The following is a 17601-nucleotide window of genomic DNA, read 5'->3' on the forward strand; positions in this document are numbered from 1 at the left end:
CAGTCAACGGCATGATGGGGTTGTGTTGTCTTGGGGAAAGATTCGTGCCTACGACTACCGTGGAGCCTTCGGCCGGTTCCGGGGGGCCCTCCGTCGATGGCGTGCCGGGCGTCTCTGGCGTTGGAGCTGTGTTCTCTTCGCGGGTCTGGTCGGGGGCTGGCTCGGGCTGGCTCTCGGCGGCCAGGTGGTCACGCCGATCGGCCCCGCCGACGTCACCTTCGCCCTGAGCCCGCAGTGGCACGGTGAGACGGTCGTCAACGTCGCCCCGCTGGGCCAGTTGGCCTTCGACACCCACGCGGCACCGCTGAAACTCGAGGCGACCATCACCGACATCCGGCTGGCCGCGGCCGAGGAGATGTTCTCCGACCCCGACGCCATCAACCGGATGGCCGAGGGCATCGGCTCCGACCTCACCAGCGGAGTGACCGCGCTCCTGGTGCGCTCCCTGCTCGCGGCGGTCGTGGGAGCGACCGTGATGGGCCTCCTGCTGTTCCGCAGCGGTTGGCGCGCCCTGGCCAGCGGGGTCACCTCGCTGCTCGTCCTGGTGTCCTTCGGCGGGCTGGCCGGGCTCACCTTCAACCCGAGCGCGATCGCGGAACCGCGCTACACCGGGCTCATCGCGGGCGCCCCCCAGGTGGTGGGCAGCGCCGACGACGTGGTCAGCCGGTTCAGTGAGTACCAGGAACAGCTCGCCGGCCTGGTCGGCAACGTGTCCATGATCTACGAGGCGACCTCGACGCTGCCGGTCTACGACGAGGACGAGTCGGTCATCCGCGTCCTGCACGTGTCCGACATCCAGCTCAACCCGGCCTCGTGGAGCATCATCAGCACCCTCCGGGAACAGTACGGCGCGGACGTGGTCGTGGACTCCGGCGACCTGACCGACCGCGGCAGCGCGGCGGAGGACGTCTTCGCCGACGAGATCGGCAAGCTGGACGTGCCCTACGTGTGGGTGCGCGGCCAGCACGACTCCATGGGCACCCAGCGCGCGGTGGAGTCCCAGCCCAACACCGTGGTCCTGGACGGGGACGTCGAGGAGGTCGCCGGGCTGACCTTCTACGGGGCCGGAGACCCCCGGTTCACCCCGGACGCGACCCGCCTCAACCCCGACGAGGCGGGGGTGGCCGCCCTGGGTGAGGAACAGGCGGCGTCCGTCGCGGGCGGCGACACGGAGGTGGATGTCGCGGTCCTGCACACGCGCACCCAGGCGGAGCCGTTCGACGGCGTGGTTCCGCTGGTGCTGGCGGGGAACGAGCACCTGCGTTCCACGGAACTGACCGAACTGGGCACCAGGTTCCTCGTTCAGGGGTCCACGGGCGGAGCCGGGTTGAGTGGGCTGGATCACGGCCCCGGTCGCCCCACCCCGTACCAGGCCTCGGTCCTGTACTTCGATGCCGAAACCGGCCGCCTCCAGGCGCGCGACGACATCGACCTCGGTGGTGTCGGGCTCACGTCCGCGCAGGTCGAGCGGCATATCGAGGAGGACCCGGAGCGCCCGGTCGGTGAAGCGGGCGAGGAGTCCGAGGAACCGGGGGAACCGGAGGAGGAGGCCTCCGAGACGGAGGGCGAGCGGTAGCCCTCGCGTTCCCGCAGGTCGTGAAGGTTTGGCCCGACTCGGGTCATCACTTTGGCGTTGGTGGGAATCTCCCCTATGCTTAGGCTGTCTACACGGGCCCCCATCGTCTAGCGGCCCAGGACGCCGCCCTTTCAAGGCGGTAGCGCGGGTTCGAATCCCGTTGGGGGTACGAAGCGGTCAGAGCACTGTCGGACATCTGGCAGAATGAGAACCGCAGCAACACACCGGGCCGGTACGGCCGGGTGTGAAAATTGAACAAGGTCCTGTGGAGCAGTTAGGAGTGCTCGCCACCCTGTCAAGGTGGAGGCCGCGGGTTCAAATCCCGTCAGGACCGCAAGCGTCGCCGAGGAAATCGGCGCCGCGGCTAGGTAGCTCAGTTGGTACGAGCGTCCGCCTGAAAAGCGGAAGGTCGGCGGTTCGACCCCGCCCCTAGCCACAACACACAGACATGCAAAAGGCCCCGCCTCCTGCGAAAGCAGGGGCGGGGCCTTTTCGTGCGCCGCTGGTTGCCGGTGTCCGCCGTGGGCTTCGATGGATGCCTACGGCCAATGCGCGTCCACGTGCGTCACCCGAAAGACTCGGCCGGAATGTTCCGCGCTGCTTTCCTGCCGACTCCGTCACGCCCGGTGGGCCGGGACGTGACGGTCCCGCGTGGCACCGGGACCCGGGAACCACCGTGTTGCATCATCGACTCTGATCGATCGTGACTGGCAGGGGCGCTGGTCGCGGCCCGCAGAGCCGAGCACGAACGGGGGAACCGTGGCCACGTTGCTGACAGGAGGCACGGTGTGGGACGGAGTGGCGGACGCCCCACTGGGGGTCCGGGACGTCCTGGTCGAGGACGGCCGCATCACCCGGGTGGCGGAGAACATCCCCCCGCCCGCCGGAGCCGAGGTGGTGGACCTGTCGGGCCGTACCGTGACGCCCGGTTTCATGGACTGTCACACGCATGTCACCATCACCCCGGACCTGATGTCCTCGCTCCTGCTCTCCTCCGCCGCCGGTGCGCTGCGGGCCGTACCGGTCCTGCGGACGATGCTGCTGAACGGGTTCACCACCGTGCGCGACCTGATGAGCGCCGATCCCGGGTTCGGCCTGATCGCCCTGCGCGACTCGGTCGCACAGGGGGTCATCGACGGTCCGCGGATGCTCGTCGCCCCGCATCTGATCTCCGCCCGCGGCGGACACGGCGACTTCTCCGCGGCGGTCTCCCCCGACCTCCAGAGGTGGCCCTCCCCGCTGGAACTGGCCGCGGCGGACGGACCCGACGAGATCCGTACCACCGTGCGCAGGGAGATCCGGGGCGGCGCCGACTGGATCAAGTTCGGTGCGACCGGCGGTTTCTCCAGTCCCTCCGACGACCCCGCGCACTGCACCTACACCCAGGAGGAGATGGAGGTCCTGGTCGCGACCGCGCGTGACCTCGGTCGCCCGGCGACACCGCACTGCTACGGGGACGAGGGTGTGCGGCGCGCGGTGCGGGCCGGAGTGCGCAGCATCGACCACGGCAACCTCGCCTCCGTTGACACGCTGCGGATGATGGCGGACGAGGGGGTCTTCCTGGTCCCCACCCAGTTCACGATCACCGACGACGCGCGCAGGGTGGACGACGACGCCTACTGGGCGGACAAACCCGCGGGTAAGCGCGACAAGTTCCGCAGGTACGGCAGGGCCCTGCTCGACTGCGCCGAGCACGTCGCGAACAGCGAGGTCGAGATCGCCTTCGGAACGGACGCGGGGATGTTCCCGCACGCGGAGAACTGGCGGGAGTTCCCGGCGATGGTCTCCAACGGGATCACGCCCGCACGGGCACTGCGGGCGGCTACCAGCGTGGCGGCCCGGATGCTCGGCCTCGACGACCTCGGGGTGATCGCGACCGGGAAGGTCGCCGACCTCATCGCGATGCCGGGCGACCCGTTCACCCGCATCGAGGTGACCGGCGAGGTGGACTTCGTGATGAAGGAGGGCCGCGTGTACAAGCGCCCCCAACGGGAAGGGCGGCCGAACCCGTAACCTCTCGCGTTGGGGCCGGGCAGCGTGCCCGCACGGACCCGATCCCGTCCTGGTGGGGGTTCCGGGCGTGAGCGGGCCCGCGCGCCGTCAGTACGTCTGCGACCAGGTGACGCCGTGCCAGCTCACGTGGCGGTCGGTGTGGTCGGAATCCTTCGTGCACCAGTAGGTGGCGCCGTCGCGCAGGAGGAACCGGTCGCAGGCGATGCCGGTGATGCGGTCCTCGGCGAGGACGCGCAGCAGGTGTTCCGAGTCCTCGGGGAGACGGTCCCCGGGCCCGCCGAAGCCCTCCAAGCCGTACAGGAGGCGTTCCTGCCGGGTGCGGTGCCGTGCGCACCCGTCCGGTTCCGGAACCGTCCCGATCACCAGGGCGGTGGCGTTGTCGGTGCTCTCCGCCTCGCGGGCGGCGTCCACCAGGACCCGGACCAGGATGTCGGGGTCGTGGGCGTGGTCGGTCACGAGTTCGGCCAGCAGCCGCTCGTCGACGTAGTCGTGGATGCCGTCGCAGGTGAACAGGGTGAGGTCGGCGACGGGCGCGGTGGCGGTTCCGACACCTCCGGGGACGGCGGTGGCCACGGAGGTGGTGACGGCGTGGTCGCCGCGCCGCGCCAGGTGGTCCGACACCCGTAGGTCGCGCATCTCCTGGCCGCGGGTGTGGTCGCGGGTGTGCTGTCGCAGCCCCTCTCCGGGGCTCCAGGTCCAGACCCGGCAGTCACCCACCCACGCGATCTCCACGGGCTCGTCGGGGGACTTCTGACGGGCGTGCGCCATCACGCAGTCTGCCCCGGGGTGGGCCCGGGTGATCGCCCGGGCCGCGGCCAGGACGGCGTCCGCGGCCCCGCCCGGCGCCGCGGTGGCGGTGTCGGCGGCCAACTGCGCGGCCTCCCGGGTGCCGGGGTGGTCGCCGAACCCGTCCGCCACGGCGGCCCGCCATCCCCCGGTGGCGGGCTCGACCCGGTGCGAGCAGGCGTCCTGTTGGCTCGGCCTGGGGCCCTGGTCGGTGTCGGTGGCGATGACGGGGGAACTCATGCGCTCTCCTTCGGCCGGGCCGTGCGGGGCCGCACCCATAGACGTTGGGACCTGGGGAGATGCCCGGGGACGGGGGTTTGGTTCGCTCGGGCAGGTCACGAACGGGGCGCGGGCGCGTGGTGGGGGCGCTTCGGCGGGTGCCGGCCGGTCCGGGGCGCCCGTGACGGCGGCGGGATGCCTGGTTCGTCCGGTAGTGTCCGTTGACGTGAACCACGCGACCGCTGCTGACGGAACCCGCCTCTGGTACGACGTCCACGGGGCCGGGGATCCGCTGCTGCTCATCCACGGCCAGTCCCTCGACCACGAGATGTGGGAGGGGGTGTACGAGGACCTCGCCGAACACCACCGGGTGGTGCGCGTGGACCTGCGCGGCTCCGGCGGCAGCGACGCCCCCCTCGAACGGGCGTACAGCATGGAGCTGCTCGCCGGGGACGCCCTCGCGGTCCTGGACGACCTCGGTGCCGGGCGCGCGCACGTCTACGGCTTCTCGATGGGCGGCAAGGTCGCCCAGACCCTCGCCTCGGTCGCCCCCGAACGGGTCGGCACCCTGGTCCTGGGGTCCACCGCGCCCGGCGGGGGCAACGAGATCGAGCGCCCCCGCCACGCGTCCCTCGCCCTGCGCCGGGCCGGCACCGCGCAGGGGCGAGAGCTGATCGCGCCCCTCTTCTACACGCCGGAGTGGGCGGCCGCGCACCCGGAGACGGTCACCCGGATCCTGCCCCGCAACCCGCTGCGCGCCCAGCGCCGGCACTACGAGGCCGGCCTCGGGTACGACGGCTGGGACCTGCTGCCCCGGCTCCAGGCACCGACGCTGGTCGTGCACGGTGAGGACGACGAGCTCACCCCGGTGGGCAACGCCGAACTGCTCGCTGAGCGGATCCCCGGCGCCGAGCTGCTGGTCCTGCCCGGCGTCCGCCACGGCTACCTGCACGAGGCGGCGCCCAAGGCGACCGAGGCGGCCCTGGCCTTCCTCACCAGGAACCCGCTCAGCGCGCTCTAGGTTCGCGTGTCCCCCGTCCGCGCGTGCACGGTCCGCCGGACGAGGTCGGCCGCTCGGGGGAGCAGGGAGAGTTCCCCGGCACCGAGGTTGGGGTCGGCCCCGCGCAGGGCGACCACCTCGTCGACGAGCCGGACGGGGTCGCCCGTGACGTGTCCGACGTAGTGCGGCAGGCAGGCCCCGGCCAGCGCGGCCAGGGGCGGCGGTCCGCTCTGCCCGATCAGGGCCAGCAGCAGCGCGGTCAGCGCCAGGTCCAGGTCCGGGTTGCCGTCGCGGGCGTTGGTCCAGTCGATCACCACCGGGCCCTGCGGGGCGAGGACCACGTTGCCCGGGTGCAGGTCCATGTGCAGGAGGCAGCCTTCTCCGGAGCGGGGCGGGAGGGCGTGGAGGCGTTCGTGGAGCTCCGCGAGCGTTCGGGCCGCACCCTCGGGCGTCATCCGCCCGTCCAGGCAGGCGTCGAGCATCGTGGGACCGTACAGCCGCTCCATCTCCAGTTCGCCGCCCTCCGCCCGGTGCACCTCGGGCACGGGGAAACCGTGTTCCGCCGCGTGCGCCATGGCCGCGGCCTCGGGCGCGGTGTCCTGGGGGTTCCGGTAGCGGCGCAGCACCCGGTGGTCGTCGAGGGCGAACACGTCCGCGTCGCGCCCGGCGGCGAGGGGGGAGGTCACGGCGACTCCTGATCCTGTCGTGCGGAGTGCGGGGGCTCAGATCGGGGGCGGGAAGTCCGTGCGGAGCCTGTCGAGTTGGCGGCGGTCCTTCTTGGTGGGCCGCCCCGCGCCGCGGTCCCGGCGGATCACGGGGGCGGCCTGCGGCGGCTGTGCCGGGGTGCGGTCGACGTAGCAGCGGGCCGCGACCGGCGCCCCGACCCTTTTGACGATGATGTGGCTCACGTCCACGATTCGGGTGGTGCCGTGCAGCCGGACCCTGATCTTGTCGCCGACCCTGACCGCCATGGCCGGTTTGGCCGGACGGTCGTTGACGCGCACATGCCCGCCGCGGCAGGCCTGGGCGGCGTCGGCGCGGGTCTTGGTGAGGCGTACCGCCCACAGCCAACGGTCGACCCGCGTGGAGTCCGGGCCGGAGGGAAGAGGGGCGGACGAGTCACTCACACCGGGGTCCTCTCGTGGTTTCGGGTGCGTTCTGAGCCACTCTAGGTCGGCCGCGGTACGAAGCGCTCCAAAGTCGCGCTAGAGTTGTACACGCAACGAGGTCCTGTGGAGCAGTTAGGAGTGCTCGCCACCCTGTCAAGGTGGAGGCCGCGGGTTCAAATCCCGTCAGGACCGCATCATCGAAGGCCCGGTGTCCCAGACACCGGGCCTTCGGCGTTGTCGGGGAAAAACGAGGGGGACGGTTGTGAGCTACCGGTACGCCACCGAGCGTACGGACCACTCGGCGCTGGCGAGCGGACAGGTGTTGCGGTCCGCGCCCGGATACCCGGGTTTCCCCGTGAGACTGGCGAGCGAACTCCTCCAGCGGGCGATGGTGCACGCCGAGGGCGAACGGGTGCGCCTGTGGGACCCCTGCTGCGGCAGCGGGTACCTGGTGACCGTCCTGGGGCTGCTGCACCGCGACCGGCTGACGCACGTGCGCGCCACGGACGTGGACGAGGACGCGGTGGGCATCGCCGCGCGCAACCTGGAGCTGCTGACGGCGGAGGGGCTGGCCGAGCGGGAGCGGGAGCTGCGCCGTTCGGCCCGCGACTTCGGCCGGGTGGCGTTCGTGGAACGTGCCGAGTCCGCCCGCGACCTGGCCGCCGGACTGGCCGCGATGGGTGGGGACCTTCCCCATGACTCCGCCGTGGCCGACGTGTTCGGCTTGACCGATCCGGTCGACGCCGACCTGGTGGTCACCGACGTCCCCTACGGCGAGATGACCCACTGGGAGGGCAGGGTCCCGGACGGGGGCCCGATCCGGGGGCTGCTCGCCTCGATGGGCCGTGTCCTGCCCCCGCACGCCGTGGTGGTGGTGACGGCGCGTACGCGCCGGGTGGCGCTGCCGGAGGGGGTCCGCGCACTGGAGCGGGTCAAGGTCGGCAACCGGTCGGCGGCCCTGGTCCGCGCCCGGGACCTCGCCTTCGCCCTGTGAACCGACCCCCGCCCCGGCGGGGCCGCCCTCAGCCCGCGTCGCGAAAGGCGCGTGAGGTGTACAGGGCCACGACCAGCGCGAGCACGGCCAGCAGGACGAAGCCCAGCGTGTAGGCGCCGGTGGCCTGGTAGACCACGCCCATGAGCAGCGGTGGGAAGTAACCGCCGAGGCCGCCCGCGGCGCCGACCAGGCCGGTGACCGTACCCACGCGCGAGGGGTCCACGAGCGCGGCGACCAGGGCGAACACCGCGCCGGTCCCCAGGCCCAGGGAGAGCGCGATCAGTACGAAGGCCAGCCCGGCGGGGAACTCCGCGGGCGGGTGCAGCGCCAGCACGACGGCGAAGGCGCAGGTGCCGAAGAACGAGATCAGGCAGACCCGTACCGGTCCGATCCGGTCCGACAGGACGCCGCCGACCGGGCGGGCGACGACCGCGGCCACGGCGAACCCGGCGGTGCGCAGGCCCGCGTCGGTCTGGGCGAACGCGTAGGCGGTGGTCAACAGGGTCGGCAGGTAGGTGGAGAAGGCCACGAAACCGCCGAAGACCAGTGCGTACAGCGCGGACGCCTGCCAGGTCGCCTTCAGCCCGAGCGCCTCGCGCATCCGCGGCAGGACGGGCTCGGTCCGGGGCCGCCACGTGGGCGAGTTCCGGGCGCGGAACCACATCAGGGCGGCCATCGCGGCCAGCGCCGCGCACATCAGCAGGTGGGTGGTGAAAACTCCCAGGCCCTCGACCAGACGCGGGGTCAGGAAGGCCGACAGCGCCGTTCCGCCCATCCCCGCACCGAACACGCCGGTGGCGAACCCGCGCCGTTCGGCCCGGTACCAGGCGTTGACGAACGGGATGCCGACCGCGAACGAGGTGCCCGCGATCCCGAGGAAGAAGCCCCAGAGCAGCAGCATCCCGTACGAGGAGGCGGAGAGCCCCACCAGGAAGGTGGGGACGATGCTGAGGAGGCAGACGGCGGTGAACATCACCCGGCCGCCGTAGCGGTCGGTGAGCGCGCCCACGGGGATGCGGCCGAGGGAGCCCACCAGTACCGGGAAGGCCACCAGGACCGACGTCTGGGTCGGCGTCAGATCCAGGTTGTCGCTGTAGGTCCGCGACAGCGGGCCGATCAGGTTCCATGCCCAGAAGGTCAGCGCGAACGCCGCCGTCGCGAGGGCGAGGTTGCCGCCCGCCGTTCCGGAACGGGCCGTCCGCTCCCCGGTTTCCGTACGCATGAGGGCTCCTTCGTCTCTCGGTTCACGGGAATTGTCACCCGAAGCGGTGTGGGAAACGTGACATCCGTGCCGGAGAAGGCATATTCATTAACGGAATGTGGTCGGGGCTGGATGTGATTTTCCTTGTTCCGGGCAACGGTCGGGCAAACGGGGTGTTTTCCTTATGGCGAAACAGAGCAAAGACGGGAGGGCGGGTGACAGCCTTCTTCGGTTGGGAAGCTACCTGACCCGATCCGAGCCCTTGGACGGGAATCGTGCGCAGGTCAGGCATGGTGGCCGTGAAGGTGATGTGTTCTACCGGGACCGGTGGAGCCATGATCGGGTGGTCCGTTCGACCCACGGTGTGAACTGCACCGGTTCCTGTTCCTGGGATGTTTATGTAAAAGACGGAATCATCACCTGGGAAACTCAGGCCACTGATTATCCTTCGGTGGGTCCGGACCGTCCTGAGTACGAACCGCGCGGTTGTCCGCGCGGCGCCGCCTTCTCCTGGTACACCTATTCTCCGACCCGGGTGCGCTACCCCTACGCGCGCGGTGTCCTCGTCCAGATGTACCGGGAGGCCCGCCAACGGCTGGGTGATCCGGTGCTGGCCTGGGAGGAGATCACCACCGACCCCGAACGCCGCCGCCGCTACCAGCGGGCCCGGGGCAAGGGCGGGCTGGTTCGCACGACCTGGGCCGAGGCCCTGGAGATCGCGGCCGCCGCGCACGTGCTGACGATCAAGAGGTACGGCCCCGACCGGATCGCCGGGTTCTCGCCCATCCCGGCGATGTCGATGGTCTCCCACGGGGTGGGGGCCCGCTTCGTGAACCTGCTCGGCGGCTCGATGCTGTCCTTCTACGACTGGTACGCCGACCTGCCGGTGGCCTCGCCGCAGGTGTTCGGCGACCAGACCGACGTCCCGGAGTCCGGTGACTGGTGGGACGCCGCCTACCTCGTGCTGTGGGGCTCCAACGTCCCGGTCACCCGCACCCCGGACGCCCACTGGATGGCCGAGGCCCGGTACCGCGGCCAGAAGGTCGTCGTGGTCGCCCCGGACTACAACGACGCCGCCAAGTTCGCCGACGAGTGGCTGGCTCCGCACCCCGGCACCGACGGGGCCCTGGCGATGGCGATGGGGCACGTGATCCTCAGGGAGCGCTTCGTCGACAGTCCCACCCCCCAGTTCACCGAGTACGTGCGCGCCTACACCGACCTCCCCTTCCTGGTGGCCCTGGACAGGCGCGACGGCCGGTTCGTGCCCGGTAAGTTCCTCACCGCCTCGGACCTGCCCGACAACACCGACGAGGCCAACCCCGAATGGAAGCCCGTGTTCTGGCCCGAGGGGGAGGACGCGCCGGTCGCCCCGAACGGCACGATCGGACACCGCTGGGGCGAGGACGGCAAGGGGAGGTGGAACCTCGACCTGGAGGGGCGCACACCCGAACTGACTTTCTACGCCGAAGGCGCCGAGGCCGTCGAGGTGGCGCTGCCCCGCTTCGACACCCCGGGCGGTACGGCCGAGGTCGACACCCGGGGGGTTCCGGTCCGCAGGGTCGGGGGCCGCCTGGTCACCACCGTGTTCGACCTGGTCCTGGCCCAGTACGGGGTCTCCCGCCCCGGGCTCCCCGGTGTCTGGCCCCAGGGGTACGACGATCCGCACGCCGCCTACACCCCGGCCTGGCAGGAGGCGCTGACCTCGGTCCCGGCCGAACGCGCGGTGCGGATCGCCCGGGAGTTCGCCGACACCGCCCGGGCCAGCGGAGGGCGGGCCATGATCGTCCTGGGCGCCGGGACCAACCAGTGGTTCCACGGTGAGAACGCCTACCGCTCCTTCCTCTCCCTGCTGCTGCTCACCGGCTGCCAGGGGGTCAACGGCGGCGGCTGGGCGCACTACGTGGGACAGGAGAAGTGCCGCACGGCCGCGGGCTGGGCCGCCTACGCCTCGGGCGCGGACTGGTCCCGCCCTCCGCGCTTCATGGCCGGAACCGCCTACTGGTACACCCACACCGACCAGTGGCGTTACGACTCCTACCGGGCCGACGCCCTCATGTCACCGCTCGGCCCGGGGCGGGTGCGGGGCCGGCACACCGCCGACCTCGTGGCGGCCTCGGCCCGTATGGGCTGGATGCCGTCCTTCCCCACCTTCAACCGCAACCCGGTCCAGCTCGGTCGGGAGGCGGCCGAACGCGGCCAGGACGCCGCGGAGTACGTCGCCGACCAGCTCCACGCGGGCACCCTCCGCTTCGCCGCCGAGGACCCCGACGACCCGGCCAACTGGCCCCGGACGCTCACCCTGTGGCGGTCCAACCTGTTCGGCTCCTCCGCGAAGGGGAACGAGTACTTCCTGAAGCACCTCCTGGGTACTCACTCCAACCTCCGGTCGGAGCCGGCCGGGCCCGACCACCGGCCCGGTGACGTGGCCTGGCGGGAGGAGATCCCGGAGGGCAAGCTGGACCTGCTGCTCACGATGGACTTCCGGATGACCAGCTCCACGCTGCTGTCCGACATCGTGCTGCCCGCCGCCACCTGGTACGAGAAGCACGACCTGTCCACCACGGACATGCACCCCTTCGTGCACGCCTTCAACCCGGCGATCGACCCGCCCTGGGAGACCCGCACCGACTTCGACGCCTTCCACGCCCTGGCGAAGGTGTTCAGCGAGCTGGCCGCCGACCACCTCGGCGAGGTCACCGACCTGGTCGCGGTGCCCCACCAGCACGACACGGTCGGTGAACTCGCCCAGCCGCACGGGGTGCCGCCGGACTGGAAGGCGGCCGGGGAGCGCCCGGTCCCGGGACGCACCATGCCGGGCATCGCCGCTGTCCGCCGCAACTACTCGGCCGTCGCCCAGAAGCTGGCGGCGCTCGGCCCGCTGGCCGAGGACCGGGGGCTGCCGGTCAAGGGGGTGTCGTTCACCCCGGACCGGGAGATCGACTGGCTGCGCCGGCGCAACGGCGCCGTACGCGGCGGGGTCGCCGACGGCCGTCCGTCCCTGGACACCGACGTCAAGGCCTGCGAGATGATCCTCGCGCTGTCGGGCACCAGCAACGGACGCCTCGCCGCGCAGGGCTTCGAACGCCTGGCGGAGCGCACCGGCACCGACATGGACGAGCTGATCCACCACGCGGCCGAACGCCGGGTGGTCTTCGACGACGCCAGGCGGGGGCCGACCCCGGTGGGCAGCAGCCCGGAGTGGTCCGGCAAGGAGTCCTCGGACCGCCGCTACTCGCCCTTCACCATCAACATCGAACACGACAAGCCCTGGCACACGCTCACCGGCCGCCAGCACTTCTACGTCGACCACGACTGGATGCACGAGTTCGGCGAGGCCCTGCCGGTCTACCGGCCGCCGCTGGACGCCGGCCGCCTGTTCGGGGAACCGCAGATCGGCCCGACCGGGCAGCGCGAGGTGGTCGTGCGCTACCTGACCCCGCACTCCAAGTGGTCCATCCACTCCGAGTACCAGGACAACCTGCTCATGCAGACCCTCTCCCGGGGCGGACCCACGATCTGGATGAGCGTGGCCGACGCCGAGGCCATCGGGGCCCGGGACAACGACTGGGTGGAGGCGGTCAACCGCAACGGCGTCGTCGCCGCGCGCCTGGTCGTCTCCCACCGGATGCCCACCGGGACGGTGTACATGCACCACGCCCAGGAACGCACCGTCGACGTGCCCAGGACGGAGACCACCGGCAGGCGGGGCGGCATCCACAACTCGCTCACCCGGCTACTGGTCAAGCCGACGCACCTCATCGGCGGGTACGCGCAGTTCACCTACGCCTTCAACTACCTCGGCCCGACCGGTAACCAGCGCGACGAGGTCACGGTCGTGCGCAAGCGGACGACGGAGGTGCGGTACTGATGGCGGAGCGGAGCCGGAAGAGGGAGGGCGCGGGCGCGCGTGAGCGCCCGATCGGCCGGGTCATGGCGCAGGTCGCCATGGTGATGAACCTGGACAAGTGCATCGGCTGCCACACCTGCTCGGTCACCTGCAAACAGGCGTGGACCAACCGCAGCGGTGTCGAGTACGCGTGGTTCAACAACGTCGAGACCCGGCCCGGCCAGGGTTACCCGCGCACCTACCAGGACCAGGAGCGGTGGCGGGGCGGTTGGGTCCGCAGACCCGACGGCAGGCTGGTGCCCCGGGCGGGCGGCCGGATCAGGCGGCTCGCGACGATCTTCGCGAACCCGGTGATGCCCTCCATCCAGGACTACTACGAACCCTGGACCTACGACTACGACACCCTGACCAACGCCCCGCTCGGCGACGACTTCCCGGTGGCCAGTCCCCGTTCGGCGCTCACCGGCAAGCCGATGAAGGTGGAGTGGAGCGCGAACTGGGACGACGACCTGGGCGGCGGCCCCGAGCTCGCCGCGCAGGACCCGATCGTGCGCAAGCTCGGCGACCGGGTGAAGCTCTCCTTCGAGGAGACCTTCATGTTCTACCTGCCGCGCATCTGCGAGCACTGCCTCAACCCCACCTGTGTGGCCGCCTGCCCGAGCGGGGCGCTCTACAAGCGGGTCGAGGACGGCATCGTGCTCGTGGACCAGGACCGCTGCCGGGGGTGGCGCATGTGCGTCACCGCCTGCCCGTACAAGAAGATCTACTTCAACCACAAGACGGGCAAGGCCGAGAAGTGCACCTTCTGCTACCCGCGGGTGGAGGTGGGCATGCCCACCATCTGCTCCGAGACCTGTGTGGGCCGCCTGCGGTACCTGGGGGTCGTCCTCTACGACGCGGACCGGGTCGGGCAGGCCGCCTCGGTGGAGGACGAGAAGGATCTCTACGAGGCCCAGCTCGACGTCTTCCTCGACCCCTCGGACCCGGCCGTGCGGGCTGCGGCCCGCCGGGACGGCATCCCCGGCCGCTGGGTGGACTCGGCGGTTCGGTCGCCGGTGTACGCGCTGGCCAAACGTTTCCGGGTGGCCCTGCCGCTGCACCCGGAGTACCGCACGATGCCGATGGTCTGGTACGTCCCGCCGCTGTCACCGGTGGTGGACGCGCTGAGCGGGACCGGGCACGACGGTGAGGAGGCGGACAACCTCTTCGGCGCCATCGACACCCTGCGCATCCCGGTGGAGTACCTGGCGGAGCTGTTCAGTGCCTCAGATCCCGGGCCGGTGGACCTGGTGCTGCGGCGCCTGGCCGCCATGCGCTCCTACATGCGTCGGGTCAACCTCGGCCAGGACCGCGACGAGTCCGTCGCCGCCGCGGTCGGGATGACCGGGAACGAGATCGAGGACATGTACCGGCTGTTGGCCCTGGCCAAGTACGACGACCGCTACGTCATCCCCACCGCCTTCGGCGTGGACGAGTCCGACCGCGGTGTCATCGAGGAGGTCGGGTGCAGCCTCGACTTCGACGGCGGACCCGGCATGGGCGGTATGGGGGACGTCCCCTTCGGTGAGGCCTCCGGGCGCCCCGAGGCGGCGTCCGTGGAGACCTTCCACGCCCTGCGCGAGCGCCAGAGTGGTGACGGTCCGGCGGGCGAGGGGGCGGGCGGCGACGGCCGGGACGCCACCGAGGGCCGCGTCAACCTGCTGAACTGGGACGGCAACGGGCGTCCCCGAGGACTCTTCCCGCCCCGCCGGGGCGGCGGTACCGACAACGGAGGAAAGCGGGGCCCAGGCCCCGAACCACGTGACGGGGGTCGAACATGAGCACCACCACCAACGGTACGGACGGCGAGGCGACCGGCGGCAGGACCGGCGGGGCGGGCTGGCTCGGCGCGGGTCGGGCGGCACGCAGGGCACACGCCAGGGCGGTGACCCACCAGGCGGCGTCGGTCCTGCTCGGCTACCCGGACGAGGTCTTCTTCGAGCGGCTCCCGCTGGTCGCGCGCGCCGCCGCGGAACTGCCCAGGGGCCAGGCCCGAACCGACCTGCTGGAGTTCTGCGAACACGCCTCCACCACACCCGAGACGGAACTCGCCGAGCACTACGTGGCCGTGTTCGACCTGCGTCGGCGCCGCGCCCTGCACATGACCTACTACACCGACGGCGACACCCGGCGCCGCGGCCATGCGCTGGCCGAGATCCAACGGGTCTACGCCGAGGCGGGGTGGCGGGTGTCCGCCCGGGAGCTGCCCGACCACCTGGCCGTCATGTTGGAGTTCGCGGCCCGGGGCGACGCCGAGGCCGGGTGGGGGCTCCTGGTGGACTTCAGGGCCGGGCTGGACCTGCTGTCCCGGTCCCTGGCCGAGTACGGGACGCCCTACGCGCGGGTGGTCGACGCGGTGCGGCACACCCTCCCGGCGCCCCGGAACGCCGACGAGGAGCGCGTGCGCCGCCTGGCGGCTCAGGGCCCGCCGGCGGAGGACGTGGGTACCGAGCCCTACGGGGCGCGGCCCAGGGTCCCGCTGCCGCGGACCGACACCGCCGGGGGGCAGGGTTGAGCCGGGGGACGGGCGGCGAGACGGGGATGAGCGGGTTCGGCCCGGTGGACCTCCTGCTCTGGGGCGTGCTGCCCTACGTGGTGCTGGTGCTCGTGGTGGGCGGACTGGTGTGGCGCTACCGCTACGACCGGTTCGGCTGGACCACCCGTTCCTCGGAACTGTACGAGTCCCGGCTGCTGCGGATCGGCAGTCCGCTCTTCCACTTCGGCCTGTTGGTGGTGATCGTCGGCCACGTGGTGGGGCTGCTGGTGCCCGACACGTGGACGCGTGCGCTCGGGGTCCCGGACACGCTCTACCACGTGACGGCGCTCTCACTCGGGCTGGTCGCCGGTTTCTGCACGCTCGCCGGGATCGCCCTGCTGATCTGGCGCAGGCGCACCACCGGGCCGGTGTTCAGCGCCACCACCCGCAACGACAAGCTCATGTACGCGGTCCTGGTCCTGGCGATCCTGAGCGGTCTGGGGATGACCGTCTACTTCGCGGGTGTGGAGCTCGCGGGCGGGCACACCCAGGACTACCGGGAGACGGTCTCGCCGTGGTTCCGGTCCATCTGGGTCCTGCAGCCCGACATCGCCGCGATGGCCGCGGCCGAGGCTCCCTACAAGCTGCACGCGCTGATGGGCCTGGCCCTGTTCACGCTGCTGCCCTTCACCCGGCTGGTGCACGCCTTCAGCGCTCCGGTCGGCTACCTGTTCCGCCCCTACGTCCTCTACCGCTCCCGCGACCAGCACCCCGCGGGGGCCGGTCAGGCGGAGCGGGCCACCCGTCGGGGCTGGTGAACGGGCCGCGGTCCCGCACCGTCCCGGACCCGTCCCGTACCCGTTCCGTCCGATCCCAGAGCCACCCCGACCCGTTCCGGAAGCACCGAGGAGAACCGTCGTCATGGAGCTGTTCCCATCGTTCCCGCTCGACGAGTGGCACGAGACCAAGGAAACCATCCACCGCTTCGAACAGATCGTCGGCAAGGTCCGGCTGAGCCACAGCCCCCGCCGCAACCACTGGTGGCACGTGCCCTTCCACCTCACCGGGAGCGGGATCACCTCCCGGCCGATGGGGTTCGTCGACGGCAATCCGGTGTTCACGGTGGACTTCGACTTCGTCCGGCACCAGCTGGTCGCGTCGAACCTGGACGGGGACACGGCCGCCTTCCCCCTCCGTGGGCACAGCGTCTCCTCGTTCTACCTCCGGTTCCAGTCGGCCCTGGACAGCCTGGGGGTGGACGGCAGCATCCCGCTCGCGCGCCCCTTCGACCTGCCGGACGCCGAACGGCCCTTCGTGGACGACCACGAGCACGCCGTGTACGTGCCCGAGCACGCCACCAGGTACTGGCAGGTCCTGAGCCAGGTGAACCTGCTGCTGGAGGAGTTCGCGTCCGGGTTCTCCGGAAAGACCAGCCCGGTGCACCACTTCTGGCACACGTTCGACATCGCGCTCACCCGCTTCTCGGAGCACCCGGTCAAACAGCCGGAGGAGGCGGGCGGCCTGGTGCGCGAGGCCTACTCGCGCGAGGTGGTCAGCTTCGGGTTCTGGTTCGGCGACGACAACGTCCCCGAACCCTGCTTCTACGCCTACGCGGCGCCCGAACCCGAGGGGCTGACCGCGGAACCGCTCAGCCCGGCCGCTGAGTGGGTACCCAGCGGCCACGGGCACCTGGCGCTGCTGCGGTACGCCGAGGCGCGCGAACAGCCGGACCCGCGCGCGGCGGTCCTGGAGTTCCTGGAGAGCGCCTACCGGGCCGGGGCGGCGCGGCTCGGCTGGGACGTCGACGCACTCGCCTGCCCGGGCGGGATCACCGACCCGTACCGGGCGGGCCACTGAGCGGGGCCGGCGCACGTACCCCGGGGTGTGCGCGGGGGGCCGATGTGGGAACGTGGCATCCTGTGGGGCCCACCAAGCGCACAACACGTGTGCGGGACACACTCGAATCGGGGGTAGTGACAATGGATCTGTCCGTCGTCGACGTTCCGGAACGGTCTCGGTACGAGGTGAGCGCGGACGGGAAGGTGGTCGGCTTCTCCGCCTACCACCTGATCGCCGAGGGGGTTCTGGCCCTCCCGCACGTGGAGGTGGAACCGGCGTTCGAGGGCAAGGGCGTGGCCAGCGCGCTCATGCGCGACTCCCTGGACCACATCCGGGGCCGGGGGTTGAAGATCGTGCCGATCTGCCCGTTCGCCCAGGCCTTCCTGGAGCGGAACCCGGACTACGCGGACCTCGTCCACACGGGCTGACCGGGGCACGGGGGCTAACGGGAACATCACCATCCGGCCACAGCGTGCGACAAATGGTGTTCCGTCCCACTATG

The 17601-nt window shown here is 71.4% G+C and carries 14 protein-coding genes and 4 tRNA genes; 14 read left to right on the forward strand and 4 right to left on the reverse strand.

The annotated features are described in order from the left end of the window. Positions 1–25: 25 nt before the first annotated feature. The 5 genes from ACUKCB_RS23555 to ACUKCB_RS23575 all read left to right on the forward strand — a co-directional run bounded on the left by ACUKCB_RS23555 (position 26) and on the right by ACUKCB_RS23575 (position 3589). A complete protein-coding gene (locus ACUKCB_RS23555) occupies positions 26–1576 on the forward strand; it encodes a metallophosphoesterase family protein (protein ID WP_473041112.1) in 1551 nt (516 codons plus the stop codon). Between the two features lie 96 nt (positions 1577–1672). Beyond that, positions 1673–1745 (forward strand) — tRNA-Glu (locus tag ACUKCB_RS23560). A gap of 90 nt (positions 1746–1835) precedes the next feature. Next, positions 1836–1910: transfer RNA gene (locus ACUKCB_RS23565), tRNA-Asp, on the forward strand. 28 nt (positions 1911–1938) lie between these two features. After that, positions 1939–2012, forward strand: a tRNA-Phe gene (locus tag ACUKCB_RS23570). Positions 2013–2335: 323 nt separating this feature from the next. Next, a complete protein-coding gene (locus ACUKCB_RS23575; RefSeq protein WP_473037777.1) occupies positions 2336–3589 on the forward strand; it encodes an amidohydrolase family protein in 1254 nt (417 codons plus the stop codon). Positions 3590–3676: 87 nt separating this feature from the next. On the opposite strand, the gene ACUKCB_RS23580 is transcribed toward ACUKCB_RS23575, so the two are convergent. Next, positions 3677–4615 carry a PP2C family protein-serine/threonine phosphatase gene (locus ACUKCB_RS23580; protein WP_473037778.1) on the reverse strand — a complete coding sequence of 313 codons (939 nt, stop codon included), beginning with the start codon at positions 4613–4615 and terminating at the stop codon, positions 3677–3679. A gap of 205 nt (positions 4616–4820) precedes the next feature. Between ACUKCB_RS23580 and ACUKCB_RS23585 the strand changes: the two genes are divergently transcribed. Continuing rightward, positions 4821–5615, forward strand: coding sequence for an alpha/beta fold hydrolase (locus ACUKCB_RS23585; RefSeq protein WP_473037779.1), 795 nt, complete (start codon positions 4821–4823; stop codon positions 5613–5615). Here the strand turns inward: ACUKCB_RS23585 and ACUKCB_RS23590 are convergent. Both ACUKCB_RS23590 and ACUKCB_RS23595 read right to left on the reverse strand, forming a co-directional pair. Then, a complete protein-coding gene (locus tag ACUKCB_RS23590) occupies positions 5612–6280 on the reverse strand; it encodes a phosphotransferase (RefSeq protein ID WP_473037780.1) in 669 nt (222 codons plus the stop codon). The genes ACUKCB_RS23585 and ACUKCB_RS23590 overlap by 4 nt on opposite strands. Positions 6281–6316: 36 nt before the next feature. Beyond that, positions 6317–6721 (reverse strand): RNA-binding S4 domain-containing protein, encoded by a 405-nt coding sequence (locus ACUKCB_RS23595; protein ID WP_473037781.1) that lies wholly within the window; start codon positions 6719–6721, stop codon positions 6317–6319. A gap of 99 nt (positions 6722–6820) precedes the next feature. On the opposite strand from ACUKCB_RS23595, the gene ACUKCB_RS23600 reads away from it, so the two are divergent. Further along, positions 6821–6895: transfer RNA gene (locus tag ACUKCB_RS23600), tRNA-Asp, on the forward strand. 70 nt (positions 6896–6965) lie between these two features. Next, entirely contained in the window at positions 6966–7697 is a 732-nt protein-coding gene (locus tag ACUKCB_RS23605; protein WP_473037782.1) for an rRNA methyltransferase, read from the forward strand. Positions 7698–7725: 28 nt separating this feature from the next. Here the strand turns inward: ACUKCB_RS23605 and ACUKCB_RS23610 are convergent, their stop codons facing one another. Further along, positions 7726–8919 (reverse strand): MFS transporter, encoded by a 1194-nt coding sequence (locus ACUKCB_RS23610; RefSeq protein ID WP_473037783.1) that lies wholly within the window; start codon positions 8917–8919, stop codon positions 7726–7728. Positions 8920–9082: 163 nt separating this feature from the next. Here ACUKCB_RS23610 and ACUKCB_RS23615 point away from each other — a divergent pair, with 163 nt between their 5' ends. From ACUKCB_RS23615 to ACUKCB_RS23640, 6 genes are all read left to right on the forward strand, one after another. Next, entirely contained in the window at positions 9083–12766 is a 3684-nt protein-coding gene (locus ACUKCB_RS23615) for a nitrate reductase subunit alpha (protein WP_473037784.1), read from the forward strand. After that, complete coding sequence (gene narH / locus ACUKCB_RS23620; protein ID WP_473037785.1) at positions 12766–14565, forward strand: nitrate reductase subunit beta; 1800 nt, start codon at positions 12766–12768, stop codon at positions 14563–14565. Before ACUKCB_RS23615 ends, narH begins: the two co-directional genes overlap by 1 nt. Further along, positions 14562–15299, forward strand: coding sequence for a nitrate reductase molybdenum cofactor assembly chaperone (narJ, locus tag ACUKCB_RS23625; RefSeq protein WP_473037786.1), 738 nt, complete (start codon positions 14562–14564; stop codon positions 15297–15299). Before narH ends, narJ begins: the two co-directional genes overlap by 4 nt. Positions 15300–15325: 26 nt before the next feature. Beyond that, entirely contained in the window at positions 15326–16078 is a 753-nt protein-coding gene (gene narI / locus ACUKCB_RS23630; RefSeq protein WP_473041113.1) for a respiratory nitrate reductase subunit gamma, read from the forward strand. Positions 16079–16181: 103 nt separating this feature from the next. After that, complete coding sequence (locus tag ACUKCB_RS23635; RefSeq protein WP_473037787.1) at positions 16182–17117, forward strand: DUF5996 family protein; 936 nt, start codon at positions 16182–16184, stop codon at positions 17115–17117. Positions 17118–17239: 122 nt separating this feature from the next. Beyond that, on the forward strand, positions 17240–17527 hold the full coding sequence (locus tag ACUKCB_RS23640; protein WP_473037788.1) for a GNAT family N-acetyltransferase: 288 nt from the start codon (positions 17240–17242) through the stop codon (positions 17525–17527). The last annotated feature ends 74 nt before the right edge of the window (positions 17528–17601 follow it).

Source organism: Nocardiopsis moroccensis (assembly GCF_055763695.1).